Source organism: Pseudomonas sp. Lz4W, assembly GCF_000346225.2.
GTDB classification, from domain to species: domain Bacteria; phylum Pseudomonadota; class Gammaproteobacteria; order Pseudomonadales; family Pseudomonadaceae; genus Aquipseudomonas; species Aquipseudomonas paraversuta.
In genome coordinates, this window is record NZ_CP017432.1 from 3,470,685 (window position 1) to 3,496,222 (window position 25,538).

The 25,538-nt window shown below is 58.7% G+C and carries 23 protein-coding genes; 15 read left to right on the plus strand and 8 right to left on the minus strand.

What is annotated here, in order from left to right:
- Positions 1-145 precede the first annotated feature (145 nt).
- The 4 genes from B195_RS15835 (at position 146) to dkgB (ending at position 5,691) form a co-directional block, all read left to right on the plus strand.
- Positions 146-1,318, plus strand: coding sequence for an efflux RND transporter periplasmic adaptor subunit (locus tag B195_RS15835; protein WP_003441497.1), 1,173 nt, complete (start codon positions 146-148; stop codon positions 1,316-1,318).
- Entirely contained in the window at positions 1,319-3,289 is a 1,971-nt protein-coding gene (locus B195_RS15840; protein ID WP_003441494.1) for a MacB family efflux pump subunit, read from the plus strand.
- 4 nt (positions 3,290-3,293) lie between these two features.
- Complete coding sequence (locus tag B195_RS15845) at positions 3,294-4,712, plus strand: efflux transporter outer membrane subunit (protein WP_003441491.1); 1,419 nt, start codon at positions 3,294-3,296, stop codon at positions 4,710-4,712.
- A gap of 175 nt (positions 4,713-4,887) precedes the next feature.
- Positions 4,888-5,691: a 2,5-didehydrogluconate reductase DkgB gene (gene dkgB, locus B195_RS15850; protein WP_003441486.1), complete on the plus strand. Its 804-nt coding sequence runs from the start codon at positions 4,888-4,890 to the stop codon at positions 5,689-5,691.
- Positions 5,692-5,786: 95 nt separating this feature from the next.
- Here the strand turns inward: dkgB and zapE are convergent, their stop codons facing one another.
- On the minus strand, positions 5,787-6,911 hold the full coding sequence (gene zapE, locus B195_RS15855) for a cell division protein ZapE (RefSeq protein WP_037001462.1): 1,125 nt from the start codon (positions 6,909-6,911) through the stop codon (positions 5,787-5,789).
- 296 nt (positions 6,912-7,207) lie between these two features.
- Here zapE and B195_RS15860 point away from each other — a divergent pair, with 296 nt between their 5' ends.
- Together B195_RS15860 and B195_RS15865 are read left to right on the plus strand one after the other, a co-directional pair.
- Positions 7,208-7,462, plus strand: a complete 255-nt coding sequence (locus B195_RS15860) for a DUF2790 domain-containing protein (protein ID WP_003441480.1) — start codon at positions 7,208-7,210, stop codon at positions 7,460-7,462.
- A gap of 284 nt (positions 7,463-7,746) precedes the next feature.
- On the plus strand, positions 7,747-8,001 hold the full coding sequence (locus B195_RS15865; RefSeq protein ID WP_003441477.1) for a DUF2790 domain-containing protein: 255 nt from the start codon (positions 7,747-7,749) through the stop codon (positions 7,999-8,001).
- 369 nt (positions 8,002-8,370) lie between these two features.
- Here the strand turns inward: B195_RS15865 and B195_RS15875 are convergent, their stop codons facing one another.
- Positions 8,371-8,652, minus strand: a complete 282-nt coding sequence (locus B195_RS15875) for a PepSY domain-containing protein (RefSeq protein ID WP_003441471.1) — start codon at positions 8,650-8,652, stop codon at positions 8,371-8,373.
- 164 nt (positions 8,653-8,816) lie between these two features.
- Between B195_RS15875 and B195_RS15880 the strand changes: the two genes are divergently transcribed.
- Positions 8,817-9,806 (plus strand): FecR family protein, encoded by a 990-nt coding sequence (locus B195_RS15880; protein WP_003441466.1) that lies wholly within the window; start codon positions 8,817-8,819, stop codon positions 9,804-9,806.
- 370 nt (positions 9,807-10,176) lie between these two features.
- Complete coding sequence (locus B195_RS15885; protein WP_003441463.1) at positions 10,177-10,560, plus strand: hypothetical protein; 384 nt, start codon at positions 10,177-10,179, stop codon at positions 10,558-10,560.
- Here B195_RS15885 and B195_RS15890 read toward each other — a convergent pair.
- Positions 10,557-10,745, minus strand: coding sequence for a hypothetical protein (locus tag B195_RS15890; RefSeq protein ID WP_003441459.1), 189 nt, complete (start codon positions 10,743-10,745; stop codon positions 10,557-10,559). The genes B195_RS15885 and B195_RS15890 overlap by 4 nt on opposite strands.
- Before the next feature lie 148 nt (positions 10,746-10,893).
- Between B195_RS15890 and B195_RS23175 the strand changes: the two genes are divergently transcribed.
- The gene (locus B195_RS23175; protein ID WP_003441457.1) at positions 10,894-11,028 is read left to right on the plus strand and encodes a hypothetical protein; all 135 of its coding nucleotides are present in this window, start codon (positions 10,894-10,896) and stop codon (positions 11,026-11,028) included.
- A 33-nt stretch (positions 11,029-11,061) separates the two neighbouring features.
- Here B195_RS23175 and B195_RS15895 read toward each other — a convergent pair whose 3' ends face one another.
- A complete protein-coding gene (locus tag B195_RS15895) occupies positions 11,062-11,967 on the minus strand; it encodes a LysR family transcriptional regulator (RefSeq protein WP_003441454.1) in 906 nt (301 codons plus the stop codon).
- Between the two features lie 108 nt (positions 11,968-12,075).
- Here B195_RS15895 and B195_RS15900 point away from each other — a divergent pair, with 108 nt between their 5' ends.
- The gene (locus tag B195_RS15900; RefSeq protein WP_003441430.1) at positions 12,076-13,071 is read left to right on the plus strand and encodes an aldo/keto reductase; all 996 of its coding nucleotides are present in this window, start codon (positions 12,076-12,078) and stop codon (positions 13,069-13,071) included.
- A gap of 92 nt (positions 13,072-13,163) precedes the next feature.
- Here the strand turns inward: B195_RS15900 and B195_RS15905 are convergent, their stop codons facing one another.
- The 3 genes from B195_RS15905 to B195_RS15915 form a co-directional block, all read right to left on the minus strand.
- Positions 13,164-16,838: a translocation/assembly module TamB domain-containing protein gene (locus B195_RS15905; protein ID WP_003441428.1), complete on the minus strand. Its 3,675-nt coding sequence runs from the start codon at positions 16,836-16,838 to the stop codon at positions 13,164-13,166.
- The gene (locus tag B195_RS15910; RefSeq protein WP_003441426.1) at positions 16,835-18,562 is read right to left on the minus strand and encodes an autotransporter assembly complex family protein; all 1,728 of its coding nucleotides are present in this window, start codon (positions 18,560-18,562) and stop codon (positions 16,835-16,837) included. The genes B195_RS15905 and B195_RS15910 overlap by 4 nt, the downstream gene beginning before the upstream one ends.
- Positions 18,563-18,625: 63 nt before the next feature.
- Entirely contained in the window at positions 18,626-19,276 is a 651-nt protein-coding gene (locus tag B195_RS15915) for a GNAT family N-acetyltransferase (RefSeq protein ID WP_003441424.1), read from the minus strand.
- A gap of 161 nt (positions 19,277-19,437) precedes the next feature.
- Between B195_RS15915 and xthA the strand changes: the two genes are divergently transcribed.
- Positions 19,438-20,250 (plus strand): exodeoxyribonuclease III, encoded by an 813-nt coding sequence (xthA, locus tag B195_RS15920; protein WP_003441423.1) that lies wholly within the window; start codon positions 19,438-19,440, stop codon positions 20,248-20,250.
- Between the two features lie 142 nt (positions 20,251-20,392).
- A complete protein-coding gene (locus B195_RS15925; protein ID WP_003441422.1) occupies positions 20,393-21,700 on the plus strand; it encodes a substrate-binding domain-containing protein in 1,308 nt (435 codons plus the stop codon).
- Positions 21,701-21,753: 53 nt separating this feature from the next.
- On the opposite strand, the gene B195_RS15930 is transcribed toward B195_RS15925, so the two are convergent.
- Positions 21,754-22,968, minus strand: coding sequence for an acyl-CoA dehydrogenase (locus tag B195_RS15930; protein ID WP_003441421.1), 1,215 nt, complete (start codon positions 22,966-22,968; stop codon positions 21,754-21,756).
- 151 nt (positions 22,969-23,119) lie between these two features.
- On the opposite strand from B195_RS15930, the gene B195_RS15935 reads away from it, so the two are divergent.
- The 3 genes from B195_RS15935 to B195_RS15945 are packed head-to-tail and all read left to right on the plus strand — an operon-like array spanning position 23,120 to position 25,454.
- The gene (locus B195_RS15935) at positions 23,120-24,085 is read left to right on the plus strand and encodes a LysR family transcriptional regulator (protein WP_003441420.1); all 966 of its coding nucleotides are present in this window, start codon (positions 23,120-23,122) and stop codon (positions 24,083-24,085) included.
- 26 nt (positions 24,086-24,111) lie between these two features.
- The gene (locus B195_RS15940) at positions 24,112-24,510 is read left to right on the plus strand and encodes a MerR family DNA-binding transcriptional regulator (protein WP_003441419.1); all 399 of its coding nucleotides are present in this window, start codon (positions 24,112-24,114) and stop codon (positions 24,508-24,510) included.
- A 44-nt stretch (positions 24,511-24,554) separates the two neighbouring features.
- On the plus strand, positions 24,555-25,454 hold the full coding sequence (locus tag B195_RS15945; RefSeq protein ID WP_003441418.1) for a hydroxymethylglutaryl-CoA lyase: 900 nt from the start codon (positions 24,555-24,557) through the stop codon (positions 25,452-25,454).
- Positions 25,455-25,538: the final 84 nt, after the last annotated feature.

Here is a 25,538-nt window from a genome sequence, read left to right on the forward strand (position 1 = left end):
AAAAACAAACAGTTAAATCCGCGCCCCACACCTTCGTCTACTCAACAGCTCCCCGTGTCTGTCGGTTCGCCGAGGCTGTTGGCTTTTGCCCTTAACAGCTGCAAAAACCTGATCACGGACCGATTTCCATTGGCCGGAACCCTGCATGAAACGCCCTGGACAGACCCGCCGCGCACTTCTCATCGCCCTGTGTTGCTTGCTGGCTGGCGCCCTGGCTGCGTGGTCATTTCTGCCCCTGGGTGGCGAAGCCTATGACACCGTGCCTGTTACCCGCGGCGACATTGAAAGCAGCGTGACCGCCCTGGGCACCCTGCAGCCCCGGCAATATGTCGATGTGGGTGCGCAGGCCTCCGGGCAAATCAACAAAATCCATGTCGAAGTCGGTGCTGAAGTCAAAGAGGGCCAGTTGCTGGTCGAAATCGACCCCGCGACACAAAGTGCCAAACTCGAGGCCAGTCGCTTTGCGATTGAAAATCTGCAGGCCCAGTTGCAAGAACAACGCGCCTTGCACGATCTGGCCAAACAAAAATATCAGCGCCAGCTGCACCTCGCCAAAGGCGGTGCCACCCGAGAAGAAGACGTACAAAGTGCAGACGCAGAAGTGCGTACTACCCGGGCCCGAACCGAGATGTTCCAGGCGCAAATCCGTCAGGCCCGGGCCAGTTTGCGCAGTGACCAGGCAGAACTCGGCTACACCCGTATCTACGCCCCCATCTCCGGCACCGTGGTAGCGCTGGATGCGCGCGAAGGCCAGACCCTGAATGCCCAACAGCAGACACCCTTGATTCTGCGCATAGCCAAACTCTCACCCATGACCGTCTGGGCTGAAGTCTCGGAAGCGGATATCGGCTACGTCAAACCGGGCATGCCCGCATATTTCACCACCCTGAGTGGTGGCAACAGGCGTTGGAACAGCAGAGTGCGGCAGATTTTGCCCGTACCGCCCAAACCGCTTAATGAAGCCAGCCAGGGGGGCGGCAGCCCGGCCAGCGCAGGCAAAAGCGGAAGTGCCCGGGTGGTGCTGTACACCGTATTGCTCGATGTCGACAACACCGATCAAGTGCTGATGCCCGAAATGACCACCCAGGTATTTTTCGTCTCCGGCCAGGCCCAAGACGTATTGCTGGCCCCCATCATTGCGTTACAGGCCAGCACTGAAGGCGACCGACAAACCGCCCGTATCGTGGCCAAAAACGGCAAGTTGCAATTGCGCGAGATCCGCACCGGGATTAGTGACCGCTTGCGGGTGGAAATTCTCGATGGCCTGAATGAAGGCGATCGCCTGCTCATCGGCCCGGCCACCGGCAACGGAGGCTAGATGTCCACTCCCTTGATCGAGCTGCAAGAGATCCGCAAGGTCTACGGGGGTGACGGCACGCCCGAGGTTCAGGTACTCAAAGGGATCAGCCTGGCGATCCATGCCGGAGAGTTTGTCGCGATTGTCGGGGCCTCTGGCTCAGGCAAATCGACCCTGATGAACATTCTCGGCTGCCTCGACCGCCCGACCTGCGGCCGCTATTTGTTCGCCGGTGAAGACGTGGCCTGTCTGGACAGTGACGAACTGGCCTGGTTGCGCCGTGAAGCCTTCGGCTTTGTGTTTCAGGGTTACCACCTGATCCCCTCGGCTTCGGCCCAGGAAAACGTCGAAATGCCGGCCATCTATGCCGGCATGCCCGCCGCCGAACGCCACGCCCGCGCCGCCGCCCTGCTCGATCGTCTGGGGCTGGCCGAACGCACTGGCAATCGCCCGCACCAACTCTCTGGCGGCCAGCAACAGCGGGTATCGATTGCCCGGGCCCTGATGAACGGCGGACACATCATCCTCGCCGACGAGCCCACCGGCGCTCTGGACAGTCACAGCGGCGCCGAAGTCATGACGCTGCTGGATGAGCTGGCCAGCCAGGGTCACGTGGTGATCCTGATTACCCACGACCGCGAAGTCGCAGCCCGGGCCAACCGCATCATCGAAGTGCGCGACGGCGAGGTGGTCAGCGACAGCGCCAACGCTCAACCCTGTGGGCACACCGAGAATCCCGACGCCTTGCAGGCCGTCGATTTGCGTAAACGCCTGAATGAAGGCAGTGAAGCCCGCGGGGCCTGGAAAGGCGAACTGGTGGACGCGGTACAGGCCGCATGGCGGGTGATGTGGATCAACCGCTTTCGCACCGCCCTGACGCTGCTGGGTATCGTCATCGGCGTGGCGTCGGTGGTGGTTATGCTGGCCGTTGGCGAAGGCAGCAAACGTCAGGTCATGGCGCAAATGGGCGCGTTCGGCTCCAACATCATCTACCTCAGCGGCATGTCGCCCAGACCCCGTGCGCCCCCCGGCATCGTCACCCTCAACGATGTAGCGGCACTTTCGACCTTGCCTCAAGTGCACATGATCATGCCCGTCAACGGTGCCGAAATCGGCGTGCGCTATGGCAACCTTGATCACACGATGTATACCGGCGGCAATGGCGTCGCCTTTTCTGCGATTTTCAGCTGGCCGGTGGTGCAAGGCAGCTTCTTCACCCAGGCGGATGAAGACGCCGCCGCCGCGGTCGCAGTGATCGGCAAGAAGGTCCGCGACAAGGTCCTCAAGGACGTGCCCGACCCCATTGGCCAGTACATCCTGCTGGAAAACGTACCGTTCCGCGTGGTTGGCGTGCTGGCTGAAAAAGGCGCCAGCTCTGGCGACTCCGACAGTGACACGCGCATCGTGGTGCCCTACTCCGCTGCCAGCGTGCGCCTGTTCGGCACGCACAATCCGGAATACGTGGTGATCGCCGCCACCGATGCGAGCAAGGTCAAACAGACTGAAACCGCCATCGAGCAACTGATGCTCAAACTGCACCACGGCACGCGGGATTTCGAGATCACCAACAATGCAGCGATGATCCAGGCCGAAGCCAGAACCCGTAATACGCTGTCGCTGATGCTGGGTTCGATTGCCGCCATCTCACTGCTGGTTGGCGGTATCGGGGTGATGAATATCATGCTGATGACCGTCCGTGAGCGAACCCGCGAAATTGGTATCCGCATGGCCACCGGCGCCCGTCAACGCGACATTCTGCGCCAGTTCCTCACCGAGGCCCTGATGCTCTCGGTGGTCGGTGGCCTGGCAGGTATAACCCTGGCTTTCATGGTCGGCGGGATACTGCTGATGTGCGATGTAGCTGTGGCGTTCTCACCGTTTGCGGTCCTCGGTGCCTTTGCTTGTGCACTGGTGACAGGCGTTATCTTCGGCTTCATGCCGGCCCGCAAGGCTGCCCGGCTCGACCCGGTCACGGCCCTTACCAGTGAATGATTCGATGAAGCTGCCCTTGAGCCTGCTGACCGCATGCCTGCTGCTGAGTGCGTGCAACCAGACCCGCCTCCACAACGAGCCTGCGCCGATCCCCCCTGCCAACTGGCAAGGCGCCCATACGCTGAGCAGTCCAGCGGGCAATCAGCAGTGGTGGACGCATTTTTCCAGCCCCGAACTGGACCGTCTGATTGCCCAGGCCCGGGCTGGCAGCTACGACCTTGCAGCCGCCGTCGCACGCGTGCAGCAGGCCCGGGCCAGTGCCGTGATCGCGGGGGCCCCGCTACTGCCCGAAGTGTCATTCGGCGCCAGCGCCAATCGCCAGAAGCTCTTGCACGGCAAGGGCTATAACCAGCTTGATGGCAACGATGACAAGCAGGCCGTGGACTATTTTGATGCCAAGCTGAGCGCCAGTTATGAAGTGGACTTTTGGGGCGGCAAATCCGCAGCACGGGACAGCGCCGTGCAGGCACTCAAGGCCAGTGAGTTTGATCAGGCCACGGTCGAGCTGACCTTGCTCAGCAGCGTGGCCAACAGTTATGTGCAAACCCTGGCCTTCAACGAACAACTGCGCATTGCCAGGCTCAACCTGGCCAATGCGCAGAACGTCATGCAGGTCGTGCAAACCCGCTATGACGCCGGCTCGGCCACGGCCGTGGAACTGGCCCAGCAAAAGAGCCTGGTGGCCGGCCAGCAACGGCAATTGCCACTGGTTGAGCAACAGGCCCAAGAGGCGCGAATTACCCTGGCCGTGCTGCTTGGGCAACCGGTGCAAAGCCTTGTTCTGGGCAACACTGCGTTCGGCCAGTTGCAATGGCCATCGATTGGCAGCGGCTTGCCCAGCGCACTGCTGACCCGGCGCCCCGACATCGCCAGTGCCGAAGCCAGGCTCGCCGCAGCAGCGGCCGACATCACAGTGGCCCGTGCAGCCATGCTGCCCGGCCTGACCCTCAGCGCGAGCCTGGGATCGGGCTCAGACCGTTTCAGCGAGCTCCTGCGCAGTCCGCTCTACAGCCTCGCCGCCGGGCTGGCAGCCCCGATTTTCAATAACGGCCGCCTCAGCGCCGAGCGCGACAAAGCCACGGCGCACCAGCAAGAGCTGCTGCAAATCTATAGGGGGAGCATCATCAACGCCTTCGCCGACGTCGAAAAAGCCCTCAACAGCGCCAGCGGCCTGGACCGACAACGGCAATGGCAAGACGAAGAACTGAAACAGGCGCAGCAGGCATTCGATATTGCCGAACAACGCTATAAAGCCGGGGTCGAGATGTTGCTGACGGTCCTGGAGACCCAGCGCACGCTGTATCAGGCACAAGACCGGAACGTTCAATTGCGCGTGGCCCGGTTGCAGGCCAGCATCGCGCTGTACAAGGCATTGGGCGGCGGCTGGCAGGTTCAGTCTCCTCCTGATGTACCTCCCCTGTAGGAGCGAGCTCGCTCCTGCAAGAGTTACGGTAAGCCACTGGATGGAACTCTGAATGACGGGGGCAATCAGTGATTCATGCCCTGCGGTTAAATGTGCTTTGCCCGACTTGCGGTTTTTCCGGCTGGGAAAGGCGAGGATACTCAGCCTGATTCTTACGACCCCCAAGGAGTTATCCATGACAGTTCCAGCATTCGGCGTCGGCACTTTCCGCCTCAAAGGCCAAGTGGTGATTGATTCAGTCAAAAATGCTCTTGAGTTGGGCTATCGGGCCATCGACACCGCCCAGATCTATGAGAACGAAGCCGAGGTCGGCCAGGCCATCGCCGAGAGCAGCGTACCCCGCGATCAACTGTTCATTACCAGCAAGATATGGGTCAGCAACTTCGCCCACGACAAACTGATTGCCAGCCTCAAGGACAGTTTGAAAAAGCTGCGCACCGACCACCTGGACCTGACCCTGATTCACTGGCCTTCGCCGAACAATGAAGTCCCGGTCGCAGAGTTCATGGGCGCGCTGCTTGAAGCCAAAAAACTGGGCCTGACCAAAGAAATCGGGGTTTCCAACTTCACTATCGACCTGCTGAAAGACGCCATTGCCGCCGTCGGTGCCGAAAACATCGCCACCAACCAGATCGAACTGCATCCGTATTTGCAGAACCGCAAACTGGTTGAGTTCGCACAGAGCAAAGGCATCCATATCACGTCTTACATGACCCTGGCCTACGGCGAGGTGCTGAAAGATCCGGTGATCAAGGCCATTGCCGATCGCCATGGGGCGACCAGCGCCCAGGTGACCCTGGCGTGGGCCATGCAACTGGGCTACTCGGTGATTCCGTCATCCACCAAGCCTGCCAATCTTGAGAGCAATTTCAAGGCCCGCACCCTGACCCTGAGCGAAGAAGACATGGCGCAGATTGCAGCGCTGGATCGCGGCCATCGCCTGACCAACCCGCAAAGCGTTGCGCCGAAGTGGGATTGACCGCTGCACTGTGACAGGCAGGAACGAGCTTGCTTCATGCTCCCCGCAGACGATCCGGCTGAAACCATCGCGAGGCAAGCTCGCCCCTGCCGTCGTTATTTCTGATTCGTCCCGAACCTCTGTAGCTGCATCTCCTGCAGCCGGCTCAGGGTGCGGCGAAAGGCAAACTCCAGATAACCTTGGGTGTACAGCTGATTCATTGGCACTTGCGCCTCAATGCACACCGGTACTTTGCGGTCGTAGCACTCGTCTACCAGTGCGATGAAACGTCGTACGCTGTCGTCGAATCTGGACAGCTGCGGCAATTCGCGATCTCCGGCCTCGACCTTTACCGGGCCATCTTCGGTCCCCCGGGCAATCTTGCCCTCCCGTTGCTCGGCACTCAGGCAAGGCACATCACTGAGCAGTATCACTTTGAAGCGGTCACAGATATCCATGAACTCACCGGCGGCCAACGGCTGCTCGCACAGCTCATGAAAGTTGCACCACAGCACAGTGTCGCTGGCTTGCACCACCCGCACAGAGCGATGTCCGACGCTAATCGGCAGGTCAGAGGCAGCCTGCCCCCGGGTCAGTTCTGCAAACACTGGCGGCATGACTCTCGGCTGCCCCGGACCGGTCACCCAATAGCGTTGTTTGGCGATGCCGGGATGCAAGCGATGATCCTCGGTGCCGTCGACCGAGACGATGTCCATATGCTTGAGAATTGCGCTAATCGCAGGGGCAAAGCGTTCTTTGTTGTGCCCCTGGCTATACAGCTGCTCCGGCGGTTGATTGGAGGTACAGACCAGTACCACCCCTTCATCAAACATCACCTGAAACAAACGCCCGAGAATTATGGCGTCACCGATGTCATTGACGAACAGCTCGTCAAAACACAGAACCTTGAGCTCTTTGCCCAACTCCTTGGCCAGAACGTTAAGCGGGTCGGTGGTACCGGTCAGTTGAAACAGCCGCTGATGCACCCATTGCATAAAGTGATGGAAATGCTGGCGCCGCGCCGGGACTTGCAGGCTCTGGTAAAACTGATCCATCAACCAGGTTTTCCCCCTGCCCACCGGCCCCCACAGATACACGCCCCTGACCTCCCGGGAGCCTTGCTGCAGAGCCTCGTGGCAACGTTGCAGCACCTGTACCGCCTGCCATTGGGCCGGATCATGGACAAAACCTTGCTGCTCGACGGCCTGTTGCCAGGCACTGAGGGGGGACTCAACATTCATTGCGATGACGGGCTCCGGAATCAGATCCGCCAGTATGCCAGCAAGGCCATGACTTTCGGCACTTGAAATTGTCCAGGGCATCACCACATTGTTACCCGAGCGGTAACAGAGCATTTTGCCATCAGGCCTTTTTACTTTGATGGATTGGCGTATCATTTAATGGGTGTAATGAACTGTAATTGAAACAACAGGACACTTCGTACGACGCTTATCGATTCTTTAACTCGCGCCGTAACTTCTTTCCGCCTGCATGGCAAATGAAGTGAGTCAGTTTGATAACTTTAGAGGCCACTCCCATGAAAACTTTAATTGCGTTATTCCTTGCCGGCTTTGCCAGCCTGGCCGTTGCAAGTGGAAGTACAACGCAGCCACCCTCGTCGGTCGAGCACTACAGCTACGGGTCGAAACTGGACATTGCGAAAGTGATCAGTCTGTCCAGCATCCCCGATGTATGCGAGGTTGTTCCGGCGCAAATGATCTATGAAGACTCCCATGGTCAGCGTCACACCCTTGAATACCAGGTGATGGGCGACGGTTGCAGCAACCGCTAGACACACGCAGTTTCCGCACGGACGCAACCCCCGGGCCCCCTCTTTCGAGGGGGCTTTTTATTGGGCGGGCAAAACACCCGATTATTACTGATCCGGAAAGACTGCATGGCAAAGGTTTGACTTTAATCAATACGGCAGACGCGTATTCTATGTTCATCCCTCAGCACAACATTGAAACAGGGCACGGTACTTCGTATTACGTCGCACGTCTGACGGCGTAATAACTTCTCCCGCCGACACGGCAATTGAAGTCAGTGATACGTGATTGTTTTAAGGTCTCAACAATGAAAAGTTTGATTGTTCTTGCACTGATTGGTTTTTCAACACTGGCGGGCGCTGATGAACTTCAAGTCGCGCAACAACCGGCTGTAGAACATTACACCTATGCCACCAACCTCGATATTGCGAAAGTTATCAGTGTGTCGCCTCTGGATGACGTCTGCGAAGTCGTTCCGGCGCAAATGACCTACGAAGACCATCAGGGTCAGCGTCATATTCTCGAGTACCGCGCAATGGGTAACGGCTGCAGTAACGGTTAATACAGGCGCGACTGCAGGACGAGGTCGATAACAATCGGGGGTTCTGGTTGTCATCGCCCTGGCAGGGTCAGAATTTGATGAGCGAGGCCCTGGTCAGCTTCTGCTTCGAGCCCCTGAAACGCCCGCTGATGGGTGCGCCAAAGGCCGCGCATGACCTGGGATCGAGGCGAATGTCGCAACGTAGCGGCATGGGTCTGGTGAGCAGCGAAGAATGCGACTTTGTCAGTGGCAAGTTTGCCTGCGACTTGCGGGAGATAACCCGGGAGTAATGGCTGGCACGGCAAAACCGCACCTCAAAAAAAGCCCGACCCTGCATTGGCAGGGTCGGGCTCGAAGCGCTTGGCCAGCGGTTCGTGAAAGACGTCAGAATCAGTCTTTTTTCTCGGAAATCACTTTGCCGCTATGGTCAAAAGTGGTTTCGACCTCGACTTCCACGCCGTCAATTTTCTTCAGGCCTTCAGCTTTCCAGATGCCTGCAGCCGGGTCTTGCAGCTCGATTTTCTTGATCACGGTGTAACCATTTTTGCCCTGAAGCACTTGAACTGCTTCTTCGGAGAAGGCCCAGTTCGGACCCGGAGTAGCAGCCATCGCAGCGCCGGAGCTCAACAGGACAGCGGCAGTGATCGCAGCAGCAAAGGTTTTCTTCAACATTGTCTTAACTCCATTAATTGATGTTGCGTCTGGTACTCAATGTGACTGGAACAACCGTAGCAGATATAAAACAGCCCATGGACCTAAATGGCATGCTTTTGATCTGGCTCAGGTTCTCGTTAACTCCGGCACAGGGTTAGAATGCTCGGCCTCAAGGAGAACCAATGAGCGATACGCGCCACGCACCAGCCCAATACGATGCCATCACCGAAGCTGCTGCTCAGTGGTGCATGCGTTTGCACGAGCCCGATTGCACAAACCAGGAGCGTGAAGCATTCGCTGTGTGGCTGCACGCAGACCCTCTCCACGCCATCGAGTACGAAGCCATGCTCGATATCTGGGATATCAGCGAGCACTTGCCCCGCCCGGCGCAAATCACTGCGGGCCCTGAAAAACAACGTCGCAGTACCTGGCAACGCCTGAGCATTGCTGCCGCAATCCCCCTGATCGCGGTTCCACTGGCCGCTTATGGCGGCTGGCAACTGGGCTGGGTGCCCAGCTCCTATCAGCGCCTTGAAGCAGGTAATAGCGTAAAAACCGTGACCCTGGCCGATGGCAGCCAGGCAGAACTTAATCTTGGTACGCAACTGACCTTCAGCAACTACAAGGACCAGCGCCGGGTTTCCCTGAAAAATGGTGAAGCCTTTTTCAAGGTAAGCCACGATGCCTCGCACCCCTTCGTGGTGCAGGCGGCCGAAGGACGGATCCGGGTCACCGGCACCCAGTTCAATGTGTGGATGTATGAAGACCAGGTGCGGGTGACACTGGTGGAGGGCTCGGTGCTGGTTACCAGCAACAAGAATCTGAAGAGTGACGGCTTGCGCCTCGAACCGGGGATGCAGGCACGCTATAAAGCCGGCGACTACGCCCCGCAGATCAGCCAGACTTACACCAACGCACCGGAGCTTGCATGGCGCGACGGCAAGCTGGTGCTGGACAACCTGCCGCTGGCCGACGCCTTGCCCCTGATCAATCGCTATCTCGGCACACCTCTGGTGCTGGCCGACAACGCCGCCGGAAAACTGCGCATTGGTGGCGTCTTCAATACCCGGGACATCAATCAGTTGGTGAATTCCCTGCCCAAGGTGTTGCCGGTGTACCTGAACCTGGGCCAGGACGGCAAACCGCTGATCAGCTCTTTGCCCCGCGGCTAACCCCGGGGCAATCAAATACCCCCATCGCTGGCAAGCCCGCGCCTGCAAGACCGGCGTCAGCGCGCCCCGTATTCACAGCCGGTAACCGGATCCACCCTGCCCCCTGCAAACTCACATTCAAGGACGTCCCTCGGCAGGGCTGTCTGTTGAACTTTGCAGTCCGGCAGGTGCCAGTACAGAAAACGAAGCACATTAAAAAAAAATTAATAATCGGTTAAAACACCCGCCCGTAAAGGGCCCTTGGGTGAATGCGACGATTTCACGACAAATTTTCTACATTCCGCTGTTCATGATTTACACCGCTCATTCGTCTAATTAACCGAGAGCATTTTTTATTTTCCTGATCAGGCTCTGAAAAGGAGTTTTTTGCATGCGAGACCAGCAAATGCCAACGGACGGCCAACAGCATCGCGAATCCACATTCCAGCCTGACCCCCGGTTGCTGGAAGCGCTTGCGCCGTTGCAAGGCAATGAACGGATCCGCCACTTACTTAAATGCTTCGGGCTGCGTACCAGCCTGGTACGGCTCAAGGTCATCGATGCGTTGCTGACAACAGCCGGAAGTGATCGCCGGCTGGGGGTGCGCGGCATGCACAGTCACTTGCTGGCACTGGATATTCCACTGTCGTTTCTGAGTGTACGAGAGGTGCTCAAGCGTCTGTGCAGCGAGGGTGTGGTGGTACTGAACCAGGACAAAAGCTACAGCCTGCATCCACAGGCTGAAGCCGTATTGACTGGCAAAATCGAGGCTTAGATCTTGGTCTTGCGGCGCATCACGCCGTTGATCACTACCACCACCACTGCCACGCCGATGGCAATGTACTGGAACATTTTCTCGGAAATCATGCCGGCGTTCTGCATGTACGAAAGGCCGAACATGATCCCCAGAACCACCAGTGAAATCAGAATCGAGTATTTCAAGCGCTGTGAAGAGGTCATTACCTGTTCCTGAAAGTAAGGCTAAAAATGTAAGCCGGAAATTTAACAAATATGCCGGGTTTGCGGAGATGATTTGAAACAACCGTGGTCTCATCTTACAGCCGGGGACGCTTTTTAGCTCCCTGGCGATAACCTTGAGGATTTACCCATGTTGCGTCGAATCACCCGGCTGGTTCCGCTGTTGCTCATCCTGGCCATGAGCGGTTGTGTGTTTTTCCCAGGTCACGGATGGCATCACGATCACCGTTACTACGATGGCGGCCCTGGTTATTACCACCGCTAATGCTTGACCCCGAGCCTGCCCCGCAGGCTCGGGTCAGTGTCGAAAGCCGCTACCGGGCCGCGCACACAAATCCACCAGCCAGTCGACAAACACCCGCACCCGTGAAGACAGCTGGCGATGTGACGGGTACAGCGCCGTCAACGCCAGACGCGGCGGTAAACAATCGCTCAGTACCTCTTGCAAACGCCCTTCGCGCACCAATTGAGCCACGTGATAATGCGGCGCCTGTACCAGACCGTATCCCGCCGTGCACGCTGCCAGATACCCTTCTGCACTGTTAACCGAATTTTTCCTGGGCAGGTCGATCATGCGCACCTGCTCACCGTCCTGAAACTCCAGCCCGTAGCGCTTGCCCGACACACTGGAGAAATACTCCACCATCTGGTGCCCGCTCAAATCCTCGAGGGTTTGCGGTACACCGCGGGCTTGCAGATAGTCGGGGCTGGCGCAGGTTACCTGATCCATCATCACCAGCGGGCGCGCCACCAGCGAGTCATCCATCGTCAGCCCGCCGCGGATCACGCAATCCACACCCTCACGAATCAGGTCTACCGGACGATCGCTGAGGCCGATTTCCAGCTCGATCAACGGGTAGCTGCGGGTGAACTCAGGCAACGCCGGGAACACCACCAGACGCCCCACGGCCGCTGGCATATCGACCCGCAACTTGCCTTTTGGCTGGCTGCTGTTGAATAGCCCTTCGGCTTCTTCCAGATCGGCCAGCAAACTGACGCAGCGCTGGTAGTAGGCCGCGCCATCCAGGGTGGGACTGACCTGACGGGTGGTGCGATGTAACAACTGCACCCCCAAATGCGCTTCCAGTTGCTTGATCAGCACCGTGACCGAGGCGCGGGGCATTTGCAGGCTGTCTGCGGCCCTGGCAAAGCCACCCAGCTCGACGATCCGGGTGAAGACCAGCATGGCGTTGAATCGGTCCATGGTCTTTCCACTGTTTAGATTTTACGAACAGTCATAATGCTTTTACCCGGTTTATCTTGCCAGTGTCGGGGTTAACAATAGTCCCTCCACTACTCAGGAGCACCCCGCATGCATACTCGCCAGCTTGGTAAAGACGGGCCGCAGGTCAGCGCTATTGGCCTGGGCTGCATGGGCATGACCGATTTCTACACCACCGGCAGCGACACCCGCGAAGCCGTGGCCACCTTGCACCGCGCGCTGGAACTGGGGATCAACCTGCTCGACAGCGCCGACATGTACGGCCCGCACACCAACGAAGAACTGATCGGCCAGGCGATTCGCGGCAAACGCGATCAGGTTTTTCTGGCCAGCAAATTCGGGATTGTGCGAGACCCGGCCAACCCTGCGGCCCGAGGTGTGAATGGACGCCCCGAGTACATACGCCAGTCCATTGAAGGCAGCCTCAAGCGTCTGGGCGTCGAAACCCTGGATCTTTACTACCAGCACCGCATGGACCCGAGTGTTGCGATTGAGGAAACCGTCGGTGCCATGGCTGATCTGGTAAAGGCCGGCAAGGTCCGCTATCTGGGCCTGAGTGAAGCCTCGGTCGCGACCCTGGAGCGCGCCCACAAAGTGCATCCGATCAGTGCCCTGCAGAGTGAGTATTCACTGTGGAGCCGTGACCCCGAGGACAACGGTTGCCTGGCGGCATGTCAGCGTCTGGGCATTGCATTTGTGCCCTACAGCCCGTTGGGCCGGGGATTTTTGACCGGAGCCCTGAAGTCCCCGAACGACTTTGCTGCCGACGATTACCGTCGTCTCAGCCCGCGTTTCCAGGGAGACAACTTTGCCAAAAACCTGCTGCTGGTCGAGCAAGTGCAAGCCCTGGCCGCAGCCAAGGGCGTGACTGCCGGGCAATTGGCCCTGGCCTGGGTACTGGCCCAGGGTGATTACCTGATCCCGATTCCGGGTACCAAACAGCGTAAATACCTGGAACAGAACGTCGCCGCACTGGAAGTCAAACTGAGCCCCAGCGAACTGGCGGCACTTGAAGCGATCTTCCCGGCCAGCGCCGTGGCGGGACAGCGGTATGCAGAAGAGTCGATGAAGCAGCTCAATCGCTGAGTCCTCGACTCCTCAGGACATAACCCGCACCTGGCGCCCCTTGAAAACGCTGCAGGAGCTGGCTTGCCAGCTCCCACAAACAAGCCAGAGCCTCAGAAATCCCGTTTGTAGAAGATATCCAGCGAACTGGCGACGCCGCTGGCAACCTCCACATACACCCGTTTGCTGAGCTTGTAGCGCAAGGCAATGGTGCTGGCGGGTTCAAATACACCAACCCCGTAGCGCACGCTCAATCGTTCGTTGATCTTGCCACTGGCCACCACTGCGGTGTCATTGCCACTGCCTTCGGTATCGAGCTCAAAATCCTTGATCCCCAAATGATTGGCCAGATCCGTGGTAATTCCCGAACTACCCATCAGCCCTAAGCCCAAAGCTGCCTGAGCGAGCAAGTTGTCATCTTCGCCAGTGCCTGTCAGCGGGCGCCCCAGAACCAGGTACGACAAGGCCTGCTCCTGACTCATGGCCGGCTCCGAGAAGATTTGCGTGGTGGGCTGCTCCGCGCTGCCCGTCAAGCGAATCCCGGCGATGACGTCGTCGGTCTGGCGAACCGCTTCAATGTCCAGATACGGCTGATCGATAGGGCCTGCAAACAGCAGACGCGCCCGGCGAATGGTCAGCCTCTGACCATAAGCACGATAGCGACCATTGTTCAGACGCAACTCACCCCGGGTGTCCATGTTGTTGCCAATATGCACCTGGCCCGCCAGATCGGCATTCAGGCCAAAGCCCGAAAACGTCAGCAGCTCTTGCCCAACCACCACGTTGATGTCCATGTCGACCACCATGGGGGGCGCCTCATCCGACACCTGTTGCCCGACAATCACAGTGTCATCCGAAATCTTGACCGTCGAAGGCGGCAATTCGCGAACCACGATTTCACCTTTGGGTACGTTTACCGTGCCCGCAATCATCAGGGTGTTATTGGCGTTAAGCGAAATTTTCAGGTCCGGCGCAACCTCTAGCTTGGCGTATGGCTCAACCGTGACCGGAAGATGATTGCCCTTGACCAATACATTGACCGCCGTGGCCTTGCCCCAGGCCACATCGCCGCTGATGCTGCCCTGCCCCTGCTTGCCGCTGGTCCAGCCACCATTGAGCTGCGCGGTTTCGCCGTTGATATTGGCCGTCAGTTGCAGGTTCTCGAAGTTGGTCGGCAGTTGCGGGCCCGACACCTCACCACCGGTCAGAGCCACATTGCCGTTGATGTGCGGCGCCAGCAAACCGCCCGCGATCGTGCCCGAGCCATTCAACTGCCCCGTGAGCTTTTCAACCATGGGTACAAAGGGACGAACGACCGAAACATCCAGCCCGCTCAGGCGGAACTCACCGGTAATCGGCTTGTTTTTCGGCAATGGATTGATCCGTGCGCTGAGCATCAATTGCCCCAGCTTGCCACCGTCAAAATCGAACCGCGTGTCGACCCGGTCAGGGGTCAGGTTGCTGGTCAATTTGAACGTCTGATACGGGAAGTTCAGCCACTGGCCCTTATCTTTGATACGCAAAGTGCCACCGCTGGCATCCACCACAACCTGGCCCTTCGGCCCGCTGGCAGGCAAGTCCAGCAACAGGTCTGCGTTGAGCTGACCCTGCCACTGGAAATCCTTGGGCAACCACTGCGCCAGACTGTCGAGGGGGAACTGCTTGAGGTGCAACCGCAGTTGCGGGTCCGGCACCAGACGCTGATCTTCACTGCACAGGCTGGCAGGACCGGAGATCCAGCATTGCGCCCCCAGGTTGACCCGGCCATCGGCCAGACGCTCAAGACGCGCCGGTTTTTGCAGCTGCCAATCCTGGCCCCCAGCCTTGATGTCACCACTGACCAGTCGTCCACGCCAGTTGTCTTTGTCCAGGCCACCGTCCAGTGCCATACCCAGCTGCAGAGTTGGCCCTTGCAAAGCCAGTTTCAGCTGTTGACGCTTGATATCGCCGCTGCCGTTAGCGGTCAGTACACCGAACTGAGTATCACCGGCCTGAATTCCGCTGCCTTTGAGGTCGATCCGGCCTCGCTGATTGCCATCGAGGCTGGCGTTCAGGGTCAGGTTTTGCAGGTGGTTGTCAGCAAAAGCCAATTGCTGGCCATTCAACACAACCTTGCCTTGCGGCGCCTTGAGCGTACCGGCAACGTCGACCTGCCCTTTAAGTTGCCCGCGCAGTTCAGGCCATAGCTGACCCAGGCGCGGCAAATTGAGGTCCAGTTGTGCCTTGATCTGTTGCTGCAAACTGGCGGTGCCGTTAATCCGGTTATCGCCCAGACGAATGTCCAGCGCACTGACGGTCCAGGCCTCGCCTTCACCCGCAGCTTTGGCCTGAAGCATGGCGGGCAAGCCACGCAGACGGCCTTTGAGGTCAAGATTGGCATCCAGCTTGAGGCGCTCGTTCTTGAACTCGCCGGCGCTACGCAAGGGCCCCGCCAGCGTGCCAGGCAATTCGGCAACCCAGTACGCGGGGTTGATGGCGCTCAAGTCCAGCGCGGTGTCCCAGGCAACCCCGTCGGCAAACTGGACATTCACGTGGCCCTCGGCTTTGCCCTGCCCGGCAACCAGCTTGAGCTCCGGCAGGAAGATTTTGCCCAGATCGCCACTGAACGGGCTGCTGAGGCTGAACTTGCCTGCAGGCCCGTCGAGATCGGCCTTGAAGTTGCCCAGGTAATTGCCGTCGCGGTAGGAGACTTCGCCGCTAAAGGTACGAAGATCCACATCAGGTTTGGCGATGACCGGGTAAAGGTTATGCCAGGGGAATTCCAGCCAGTCGATCTTGGCCTCGGCGCTCAATCCCTGATGCCAGTCCACCTGCCCCGAGAGCTTCAAGTGTTGCTGGGGGCCGGAGGTCAATTGCAGTGCCGCGATCTGTGCGCCCCTGGCATCCACTCGCCCTTTGAGCAGCAGATTTACCGGCGTATTTTCAGCCGGCAAGGTGGCGCTGCCGTTCAGCTCGTAACCGTCCTTCAAATCACCTTTGGCGCTGAGCACCAGCTGTTCGACTTGCAAGGTGTCCGGCAGGTCGAAGCCGGGGTTGAACTGCTCCGATGTGATCTTCAACTGCGCCGGCAGGTTGTCGGCCAAGGGTTGAAGCTCGCCCGCGATATGAGCATTGAGATAACCGCTGGTATCCGCTGTCAGGTTCAGCGTGGTGCGCACATTGCCATCGACCTTCAGCGCCAGTGCCAATAGTTTGCCATCCGGCGCAGGCAGGCTGATGTTGCCTTGCAGGGCAAGCGGCCAGTCGCCATTGGGCTGCAACAGCCCGGACATCTCTACATTCAGGTCTTCACGTTCGACATGCACCGAGTCGATCCGCAGTCCCTTGGCGGTCCATTGCGCCGCCATCTGCATGCCCTTGAGCTGCTCGATACCGTTGAACAGTACATTGCCGACTTTCACGTCCCCGACTTCGATCGCCAGCGGCAATTTGAGATCAGGCAAGCTGACCGGGCCGCTGCTGCTGTCGTCACCCGGCGGAAATTGCAGGCTGACCCGGTCGGCCTGCAACTGGTCGATACACAGCGTCATGCGGGTCAGGCAGCCCGGCGACCAGGCAAAAATCGGCCGATTGACTTCGACACGGCTGCTGCCTTGCTCCCACAATAAGTAATCGGCACTCCACTGGCCGCCCAGGCGCCCGGCAAAGTTTTCCACCTGCAAACCGGGCACTTGCCCCAACACCCAGCGGCTGCCCGCCTGGGTGCCAAGAACCACCCCCAGCCCGACAACCACCAGCAGCACCAACGCCAACAGCACAAGGCCAACTATTTTCAAACCACGAATCACAGCTCAGGCCCCATCGAAAAGTGCAAACGAACCCCGCCATCGTCATCCAGCGCATGGGCCAGATCGAGACGTATAGGGCCTACCGGCGAAATCCAGCGAATACCGACACCAACACCGGTTTTCAAGCTCGGGAAGTCCAGGGTGTTGAACGCATTGCCCTGATCGACAAAGGCCGCCCAGCGCCATTTTTCAGCGAACTGATACTGATATTCGAGGCTCCCTGCCAGCATGTAGCGCCCGCCGATGCGATCACCGTCCGAGTTTTTTGGCGACAGGCTCTGGTAGTCATAGCCACGCACGCTTTGATCGCCACCGGCAAAGAACCGCAAGGACGGCGGAATCGACTTGTAGCCGTTGGTGGCGCTGCCACCGAACTGGACACGGCCCAAAAAGCGGTGCTTGTCCCACAGGGTGGTCAGGGCCTTGAACTTGATATCGCCGTGCAGCAGGTTGGTATCCGACATCAGGCCTTCTTTGGCCACCTGCACATCGGTGTTGATGCTGTAACCGTGGCTCGGGTCGATGCGGTTATCACTGCGCAGGACCGAATAACTCACCCCCGGCATCAGTAAGGTACTCAGACCCGAGTCATCGCCCAGACGGTATTCTTCGCGCTGCCACTTGAGCGAAACAATCCGCGTCCAGCCGTTATCCAGCTTGCTGTGCCACTCGGGCCCCACCGTCAGCAGCTTGCTCAAGGTATCGGTATTGGCAATTTCTTCGTACTGATAGCCCGCAGCCAGGCGCAACTTGTCCGTCAGGGGCGGGTCCAGCGGAATGTCATACCAGGCGCCGACGTTTTGCTTGGGCTGGGAAATCTCGGACTCAAAGCCATAGCTGTCGCCCCGCGGGTTGTCCCAGTGCCGGGTCCAGCTGGCTTTGCCCCGGGGGCCGGTGTCGGTCGAATAACCAAGACCCAGGGTCATGGTGCGCGGTTTGCGCGTTTGCAGATCCACGTCGACCGGAATCACCTGCCCCACAGCGGTACTCGGTGCAGCATCTACGCGCACAATCTCAAAATAGCCGCTGCTTTGCAGGTTTTGGTTGAGCTCGGCGATCAGCTCCGAGTCATAAGGGGTGTCGGGTTTAAAGGGCACCATGCGTTGCAGCAGGGTTTGATCAAAGGGCGCATCACCGGCAAAGCTGACTTTGCCGAGCACATAGCGCGGCCCGCTTTCGTAGACCAGATTGATATCGGCAAACCCGCCTTTAGGATCGACCAGCAGTTCGTGCTTGATGAATTTACCGTTGAAAAAACCGTAGCGCAGGGCACGGTTCAGAATCATCCGTTTGGCTTGTTCGTAGTTGCCCTGATTGAGCACCGCGCCGGGTTTGAGATCATCACTGGCGGGGATTTGAAAGGCCTTGAGCGAGGCAGCCGGGCCTTCGACACGCACGTTGACGTTGCGCAGATGCACCGGCTCACCGGGATCGATACTCAACTCCAGACGCGGCGGATCACCGGGTTTGACCTCGACATCAATGGTGGGTTGGTAGTAACCCAGGGCCTGGGAGGCTTTCAGGGCTTGCTCCTGGGCGCCACGCTTGAAGCGCAACAAAGCCGCCTCGTCGCGATCGCCGAGGCTGCCGATATAGCCTTCCACATTGGCCTTGAGGGCATTGTTTGCCGGCTTGACCTTGACCACCAACTCGCTTTGGGCAAATGCCGCGAAGCTGCTGATCAGCAGGACAAGACCACTGGTAAATCTTCCTGGAAACTTCATAGGCGCGGATGCTATCACGGGCAGGAGTGCGCATAGAGCGCACCAACGCGCAGAAGTTCGGTTTTAAGCCATGTCTGTATGTAACACCTGCGGATTGGCGTGAAAAAACACGCGCTCAACCACCGGGCCGATCGCCACTTCACCGATCTCCACATACCCCTGGCGTTTGTAGAAATCCTGATAATGCGGGTTGCCCGTATCGAGTACCACGCCTTCGGAATGCTCGTCCTCGGCACACCAGTTGTGCACGGCCTCAAGCAACTGTTCGCCATAGTGCAAGCCTTGAAGTTCAGGATGGATGCCCAGCAGTGGCAACATGTGTACCGCGTCGCCGGGCACGCAGGCCAGGACCGCCTGATGATAGTCAAGATAGCGCCGCGTGCAGCGCAACCCCGTGCTCAGCAACATGCGCAACTGCCACGCCCAGCTTTCCGTAATGCCCAGCCGCCGTTGTGGCGGGGCAATCAGGGCAATGCCCACCAGCCGGTCATTGACCAGCAATCCCAGCGCGGGCAGATCCTGCAGGAAATGCTGCTTTACCAACTCGCGAACCGTGGCCCGAACCCGTTGCTCATAGCCCCGGCGCTGCGCCTCAAACAAGTAGCGAAACGTCGGTTCATGCCTGTATGCCTGATAAAGCAGAGAACGCGCTTCCCTGGAATAGCCGCTGTCGAGCATTTGAATCTGGCTGGCGGCGTTCGACGTTTGCGTCATGACGGTCAATCTCCCTGGCGGATGGCGGCACTTCTAGTGAGTACGAGCCCCCGAGGACCACAACAGTTCAATCGTGGCCACGTGCTTCCTACGTTAGCAGCGCATTTGCCGCACTGCACGCAGGCCGCTAACATCGCAGTTTTGCTCAGGACTGCCCGCCCATGAAAATCGTTTCTTTCAACATCAACGGTCTGCGCGCCCGGCCGCATCAGCTGGCAGCGCTGATTGAAAAACACCAACCCGACGTGATCGGCCTGCAAGAAACAAAAGTCCATGACGATCAGTTCCCCCTGGCCGATATCGAAGCACTGGGCTATCACGTGCACTTTCATGGGCAGAAAGGCCATTACGGGGTCGCCCTGCTCTCGCGCCAGGCACCGCTTGAATTGCACAAAGGCTTCGCCGGCGATGAAGAAGATGCCCAGCGGCGCTTTATCTGGGGCACGTTCGCTGACGAAAACGGCCAGCCGGTAACCATCATGAATGGTTATTTCCCACAGGGAGAAAACCGCGATCACCCGACCAAATTCCCTGCCAAGCAACGCTTTTACAGCGACCTGCAACAACTGCTCGAGAGCCAGTTCAGCAACGAGCAGCCATTGATCGTGATGGGCGACATCAATATTTCCCCGCAAGACTGTGACATCGGCATCGGCCCGGACAACGCCAAGCGCTGGCTGAAAACCGGCAAGTGCAGTTTTTTGCCCGAAGAGCGCGAGTGGATGGAACGCCTCAAGGGCTGGGGGCTGGTGGACAGCTTTCGCTACCTGTACCCGGATGTGACTGATCGCTTCAGCTGGTTCGACTATCGCAGCCGTGGTTTCGAAGACGAGCCCAAGCGCGGCCTGCGCATCGACGTCATCCTGGCCTCCCGGGGGCTGGTGCCCCGGATCAAGGCTGCAGGTGTCGACTACGACCTGCGCGCCATGGAAAAGCCTTCGGACCATGCGCCGATCTGGCTGGAATTGAGCTGAACGGGTGCAGCAGCAAGCTCGCCCTGCAGGGTTATGTGATGAAAATTACAGAACCTGCGGGAGCGGGCCCTGGACCTGTGTCATCGGGCTGAAACACATCTGACTTAAATTGCTGGCATTTCCCTGGGGAAGGTGCCCGTCGATGCTGCGCTTAATGTTGCTATGCCTGTTATGGGCCATAGCCAGTCCGGCCCATGCCGCCGATTTGCGAATTCAGGGTTCAAACACCATTGGTGCCAATCTCGGACCGGCACTGGTGACGGCCATGCTGATACAACAAGGTCTGCACGACGTCCACAACGTCCCTGCATCCCCTCCCAACGAGCACAGCATTGTCGGCACCAATGCGCTGGGGCAACAGGTACGGGTGGATGTAGCAGCCCACGGCTCCGGCACCGGTTTCACTGCATTAAAGGCAGGGCAAGCGGATTTAGTGGCCTCCTCGCGCCCGATCAAGGATCGGGAACTGGTGGAACTCGAAGCCCTTGGCGACCTGAAAAGCCCCGACGCCGAGCAAGTCATCGCCATCGACGGACTGGCCATTATCCTTCACCCGGGCAACCCGATTTCTCAATTGAATACCGAGCAACTGGCACAGATATTCAGCGGCCAGATCAGTACATGGGACGCTCTGGGCGGTATCCCGGGCCCGATTCATTTATATGCCCGAGATAACCAGTCCGGCACCTGGGAGACCTTTAAGGAGTTGGTGCTGAGCCGTACCGAACATCCGTTAAGCAAGACGGCGCAGCGCTTCGAGTCCAGCGAGCAGCTGTCAGATGTCGTCAGCCATGATCCCCAAGGCATAGGTTTTATCGGTCTGCCTTACATCCGTGGCGCCAAAACCCTGGCCATCGTGGACGGGTCGTCCCAACCGATGCTGCCGCTCAACAGTTTGATTGCCAGCGAAGATTACCCGCTGTCGCGACGCCTGTTCTTTTACCTGCCACCGACCAGCAGCAACCCCTGGGCCCGAGCACTGATTAGCTTCACCCAAAGTGCCCAGGGCCAGGCCATCGTTGCGCAAAACGGTTTTGTCGCCCAAAGGGTCCAGGCCAGCAGCGTGCTTCCCGGCGCGCATATGCCCCGGGACTACCAGACGTTGACCACACAGGCGCAGCGTTTGTCAGTCAATTTCCGTTTTGAGGAAGGCAGTGCATCACTGGACAACAAGGCACGTCAGGACTTGCTGCGGGTGGTCGACTATTTAAAGGCCAATGGCAAGTTGGACAGGCAGGTGACACTGGTGGGTTTTGGCGATGCCAAAGACGACCCCGAACGCGCGCAACTGCTGTCCAAACTCAGAGCCATGGCGGTACGCCGCGAGCTGGTTAAAAGCGCTGTAGTGCTGCGCGAGATCCGGGGTTACGGCGCGCAGATGCCAGTGGCGGCCAACACCGAAGATGAAGGCCGCCTGAAGAATCGCCGGGTTGAAGTGTGGGTTTATTGAACCGGCAGCTGGCTTGCCTACGATGGCATACCAGCTCCCGCAATAGACAAGCCTCAGGGCTGCAGGGCAGCGTACTTGTCCAGTTCAAACTTGCCCACCGCAGCCCGGTGTACTTCATCCGGCCCGTCGGCCAGACGCAGGGTGCGTTGCATCGCGTACATGTAGGCCAGCGGGAAGTCTGCCGAAACCCCGGCGCCACCATGGAGCTGAATGGCCCGGTCAATTACCTTGAGTGCGACGTTGGGGGCAATGACCTTGATCTGCGCTATCTCGCTTTTTGCAACTTTATTGCCCGCCACGTCCATCATGTAGGCCGCCTTCAGAGTCAGCAGCCGGGCCATATCAATCTCCATGCGCGAGTCGGCAATCTTGTCGATATTGCCCCCCAGCCGCGCCAGCGGTTTGCCAAAGGCCGTGCGCGCCAGCGAGCGCTTGCACATCAGCTCCAGTGCCCGCTCGGCCATACCAATTGAGCGCATGCAGTGGTGAATACGCCCCGGGCCAAGGCGGCCCTGGGCAATCTCAAAACCGCGTCCTTCGCCCAGCAAGACGTTTTCGTACGGCACCCTTACATTATCGAACAACACTTCGGCATGACCGTGGGGTGCATCGTCGTAGCCGAACACCGGCAATGGCCGTACGATTTTCACCCCCGGCGTGTCGACGGGCACCAGGATCATCGAATGTTGTTGATGGCGCGGGTTCCCGGGATTGCTCAGCCCCATGAAGATCAAGATTTTGCAGCGCGGGTCACAGGCTCCCGAGGTCCACCATTTGCGGCCATTGATCAGCCACTCATCGCCGTCCCTTACAGCACGGGCCTCCATATTGGTGGCATCGGACGAAGCCACCTCGGGCTCGGTCATGGCAAACGCCGAACGGATCTCGCCACGCAGCAGCGGTTCAAGCCATTGCTGCTTTTGCTGCGCACTGGCGTAGCGCACCAATACTTCCATGTTGCCGGTATCCGGCGCCGAGCAGTTGAAGGGCTCCGGACCGAGCATCGAACGGCCCATGATTTCAGCCAGCGGTGCGTACTCCAGATTCGTCAGCCCGGCGCCCAGGTCCGATTCAGGCAAAAACAGGTTCCACAGCCCTTCAGCCCTGGCCTTGCGTTTCAACTCTTCCATCACAGCCGTTGGCTGCCAGCGATCACCTTCAGCCACTTGCCGGTCGAAAATCGCTTCCGCCGGATACACATGAGCGTCCATAAACGCTGTCACGCGCTCGCGCAGGGCCTGAACTTTCGGGGAATAAGCGAAATCCATGGGTGGCTACCTTTTACCGGGAATAACGAAATGTGATGCCCGATGCTAGAACAGCCACCTACCATTTACCCCGCCTATTTACCGCGTGTATTACCATTCATAAGCAATATATGATTCGCCGCAGTCAACAACTGAACAAGAGCCCCGGGCCATGAATCTGAACAAGGTCGATCTCAATCTGTTTATCGTCTTCGACGCTATCTACACCGAAGCCAATCTGACTCGCGCCGGGCAAATCATCGGTATCACCCAGCCGGCGGTATCCAATGCCCTTGCACGTCTGCGCGAGAGTTTTAACGACCCGCTGTTCGTGCGCACGGCCCAGGGCATGGTGCCGACCCCCATGGCCCAGAACATCATCAGCCCGGTGCGCAGTGCCCTGGCCCTGTTACGTGTGTCCGTCCAGGAAAGTCGTATTTTCAATCCGCTACAAGCCAGTAAAACGTTCCGGATCAGCATGACCGACCTGACCGAGGCGGTGATTTTGCCTCCGCTGTTTCAGCGCTTGCGGCGTCAGGCACCGGCAGTAGTGATCGAAAGTTTTCTTTCCCATCGACGTGAAACCACCAGTGACCTGGCTGCCGGGCGCCTGGATTTTGCCGTGGATGCGCCGCTCAACACCGACCCGCAGGTACGTCACGTCAAATTAATGGAAGACCGCTATGTCTGTGCCATGCGCCAGGGCCATCCATTAGCCAGCAAGCCCGTGATCAACCTGGATGAATATCTGGCACTGACCCATATTCATATCTCGACCCGCCGCAACGGCCTGGGGGAAGTCGATCTCGCGCTGGGCAAAATGGGCCTGCAGCGCAAGATCACCCTGCGCTCGCAGCACTACCTGATGGCCTCCAATGTGTTGCAACAAACCGACATGGTAATGACCGTACCCGAGCGTTTTGCCCGGCGTCATGCCCTGCACTTTGTCAAATTGCCCCTCAACGAACTGCCCAACGTCGAAACCCATTTGTACTGGCATGAAAGTACCGAGCAAGACCCGGCCAATCGCTGGATGCGTGAGCAACTGATTGAAGTGTGCCGGGAACAAGTCATCCGCGAAAATGAAGCCGGGGCCGCCAGCTTGCTTGACGTAAACGTCAAGCAGCCATTAGCTTAAGGGCATGAATTCTCAAGAGCCCGCCCATGAGCAGCCAGACGTACAGTATTTCCGACCTTGCCCGCGAGCTCGACATCACCACCCGGGCCATCCGCTTTTACGAAGAACAGGGCCTGCTCGCCCCCGAGCGACGCGGCCAGGAACGGGTGTACTCAGCCCGGGACAAAGTCAGCCTGAAATTGATTTTGCGCGGCAAGCGCATCGGCTTTTCACTGGCCGAATGCCGCGAGCTGATCGAGCTTTACGACCCCAGCAGCGGCAATCAAAAACAATTGAACAGCATGCTGGGCAAAATCGCCGAGCGCCGTGAGCAACTGGAACAGCAATTGCTGGACATTCAACAGATGCAGCTTGAACTCGATACGGCTGAAGAGCGTTGCATCCAGGCCCTCGAACAAACCATAAAAAACCTGCCGGCCTCCTGAGGCCCAAGCTCCCCCAGGGCGCATACAAAAATACGGTGAATCCCATGACACTCCCTACCCATGTGCGTCTGATTGAAGTCGGCCCGCGCGACGGCCTGCAAAATGAAGCCCGCCCCATAAGCGTGGCGGACAAGGTGCAACTGGTTGACGCCCTGACGGATGCCGGGCTTGGCTATATAGAGGCCGGTAGTTTTGTCTCGCCCAAGTGGGTGCCGCAAATGGCCGGGTCTGCCGAAGTCTTTGCCCATATCCGGCGCAAGCCCGGTGTGGTCTATGGCGCTCTGGCGCCCAACATGCGCGGGTTTGAAGACGCCATGGCAGCGGGTGTGAAGGAGGTTGCGGTATTTGCCGCTGCGTCCGAGGCGTTCTCCCAACGCAATATCAACTGTTCGGTCAGCGAAAGCCTGGCCCGCTTTGTCCCCATTATCGAGGCCGCCCGGCAACATGGCATCAGTGTGCGCGGCTACGTGTCCTGCGTGCTCGGCTGCCCCTATGAAGGCGACATCGCACCGCAACAGGTCGCAGCGGTGGCACAAGAGCTGTATGCCATGGGCTGTTACGAGGTTTCACTGGGTGACACCATCGGTACCGGCACTCCGACGGCGACACGGACAATGATTGAGGCGGTAAGCGCTCATGTCCCGCGGGAAAAACTCGCCGGGCATTTCCATGACACCTATGGCCAGGCGCTGGTCAATATCTACGCCAGCCTGCAAGAGGGCATCGCGGTGTTTGACAGCTCGATCGCCGGGCTGGGCGGCTGCCCGTATGCCAAGGGCGCCAGCGGCAACGTGGCCACCGAAGACGTGTTGTACATGCTCAACGGCATGGGCATCGAGACCGGGGTCGACCTGGACAAACTGCTGCTGGCCGGCGAACACATTTGCAAGGTACTGGACCGTGTTACCGGCTCCCGGGTAGCAAGGGCGCGCCAAGGGGCATAAGTGTGGCTGAGTGTTACCTCGTCATCCCCCAAACGAGTAACACGGAAACAAACCGGCCTGCTCCGCGGCCGGTTTTTTATTGCC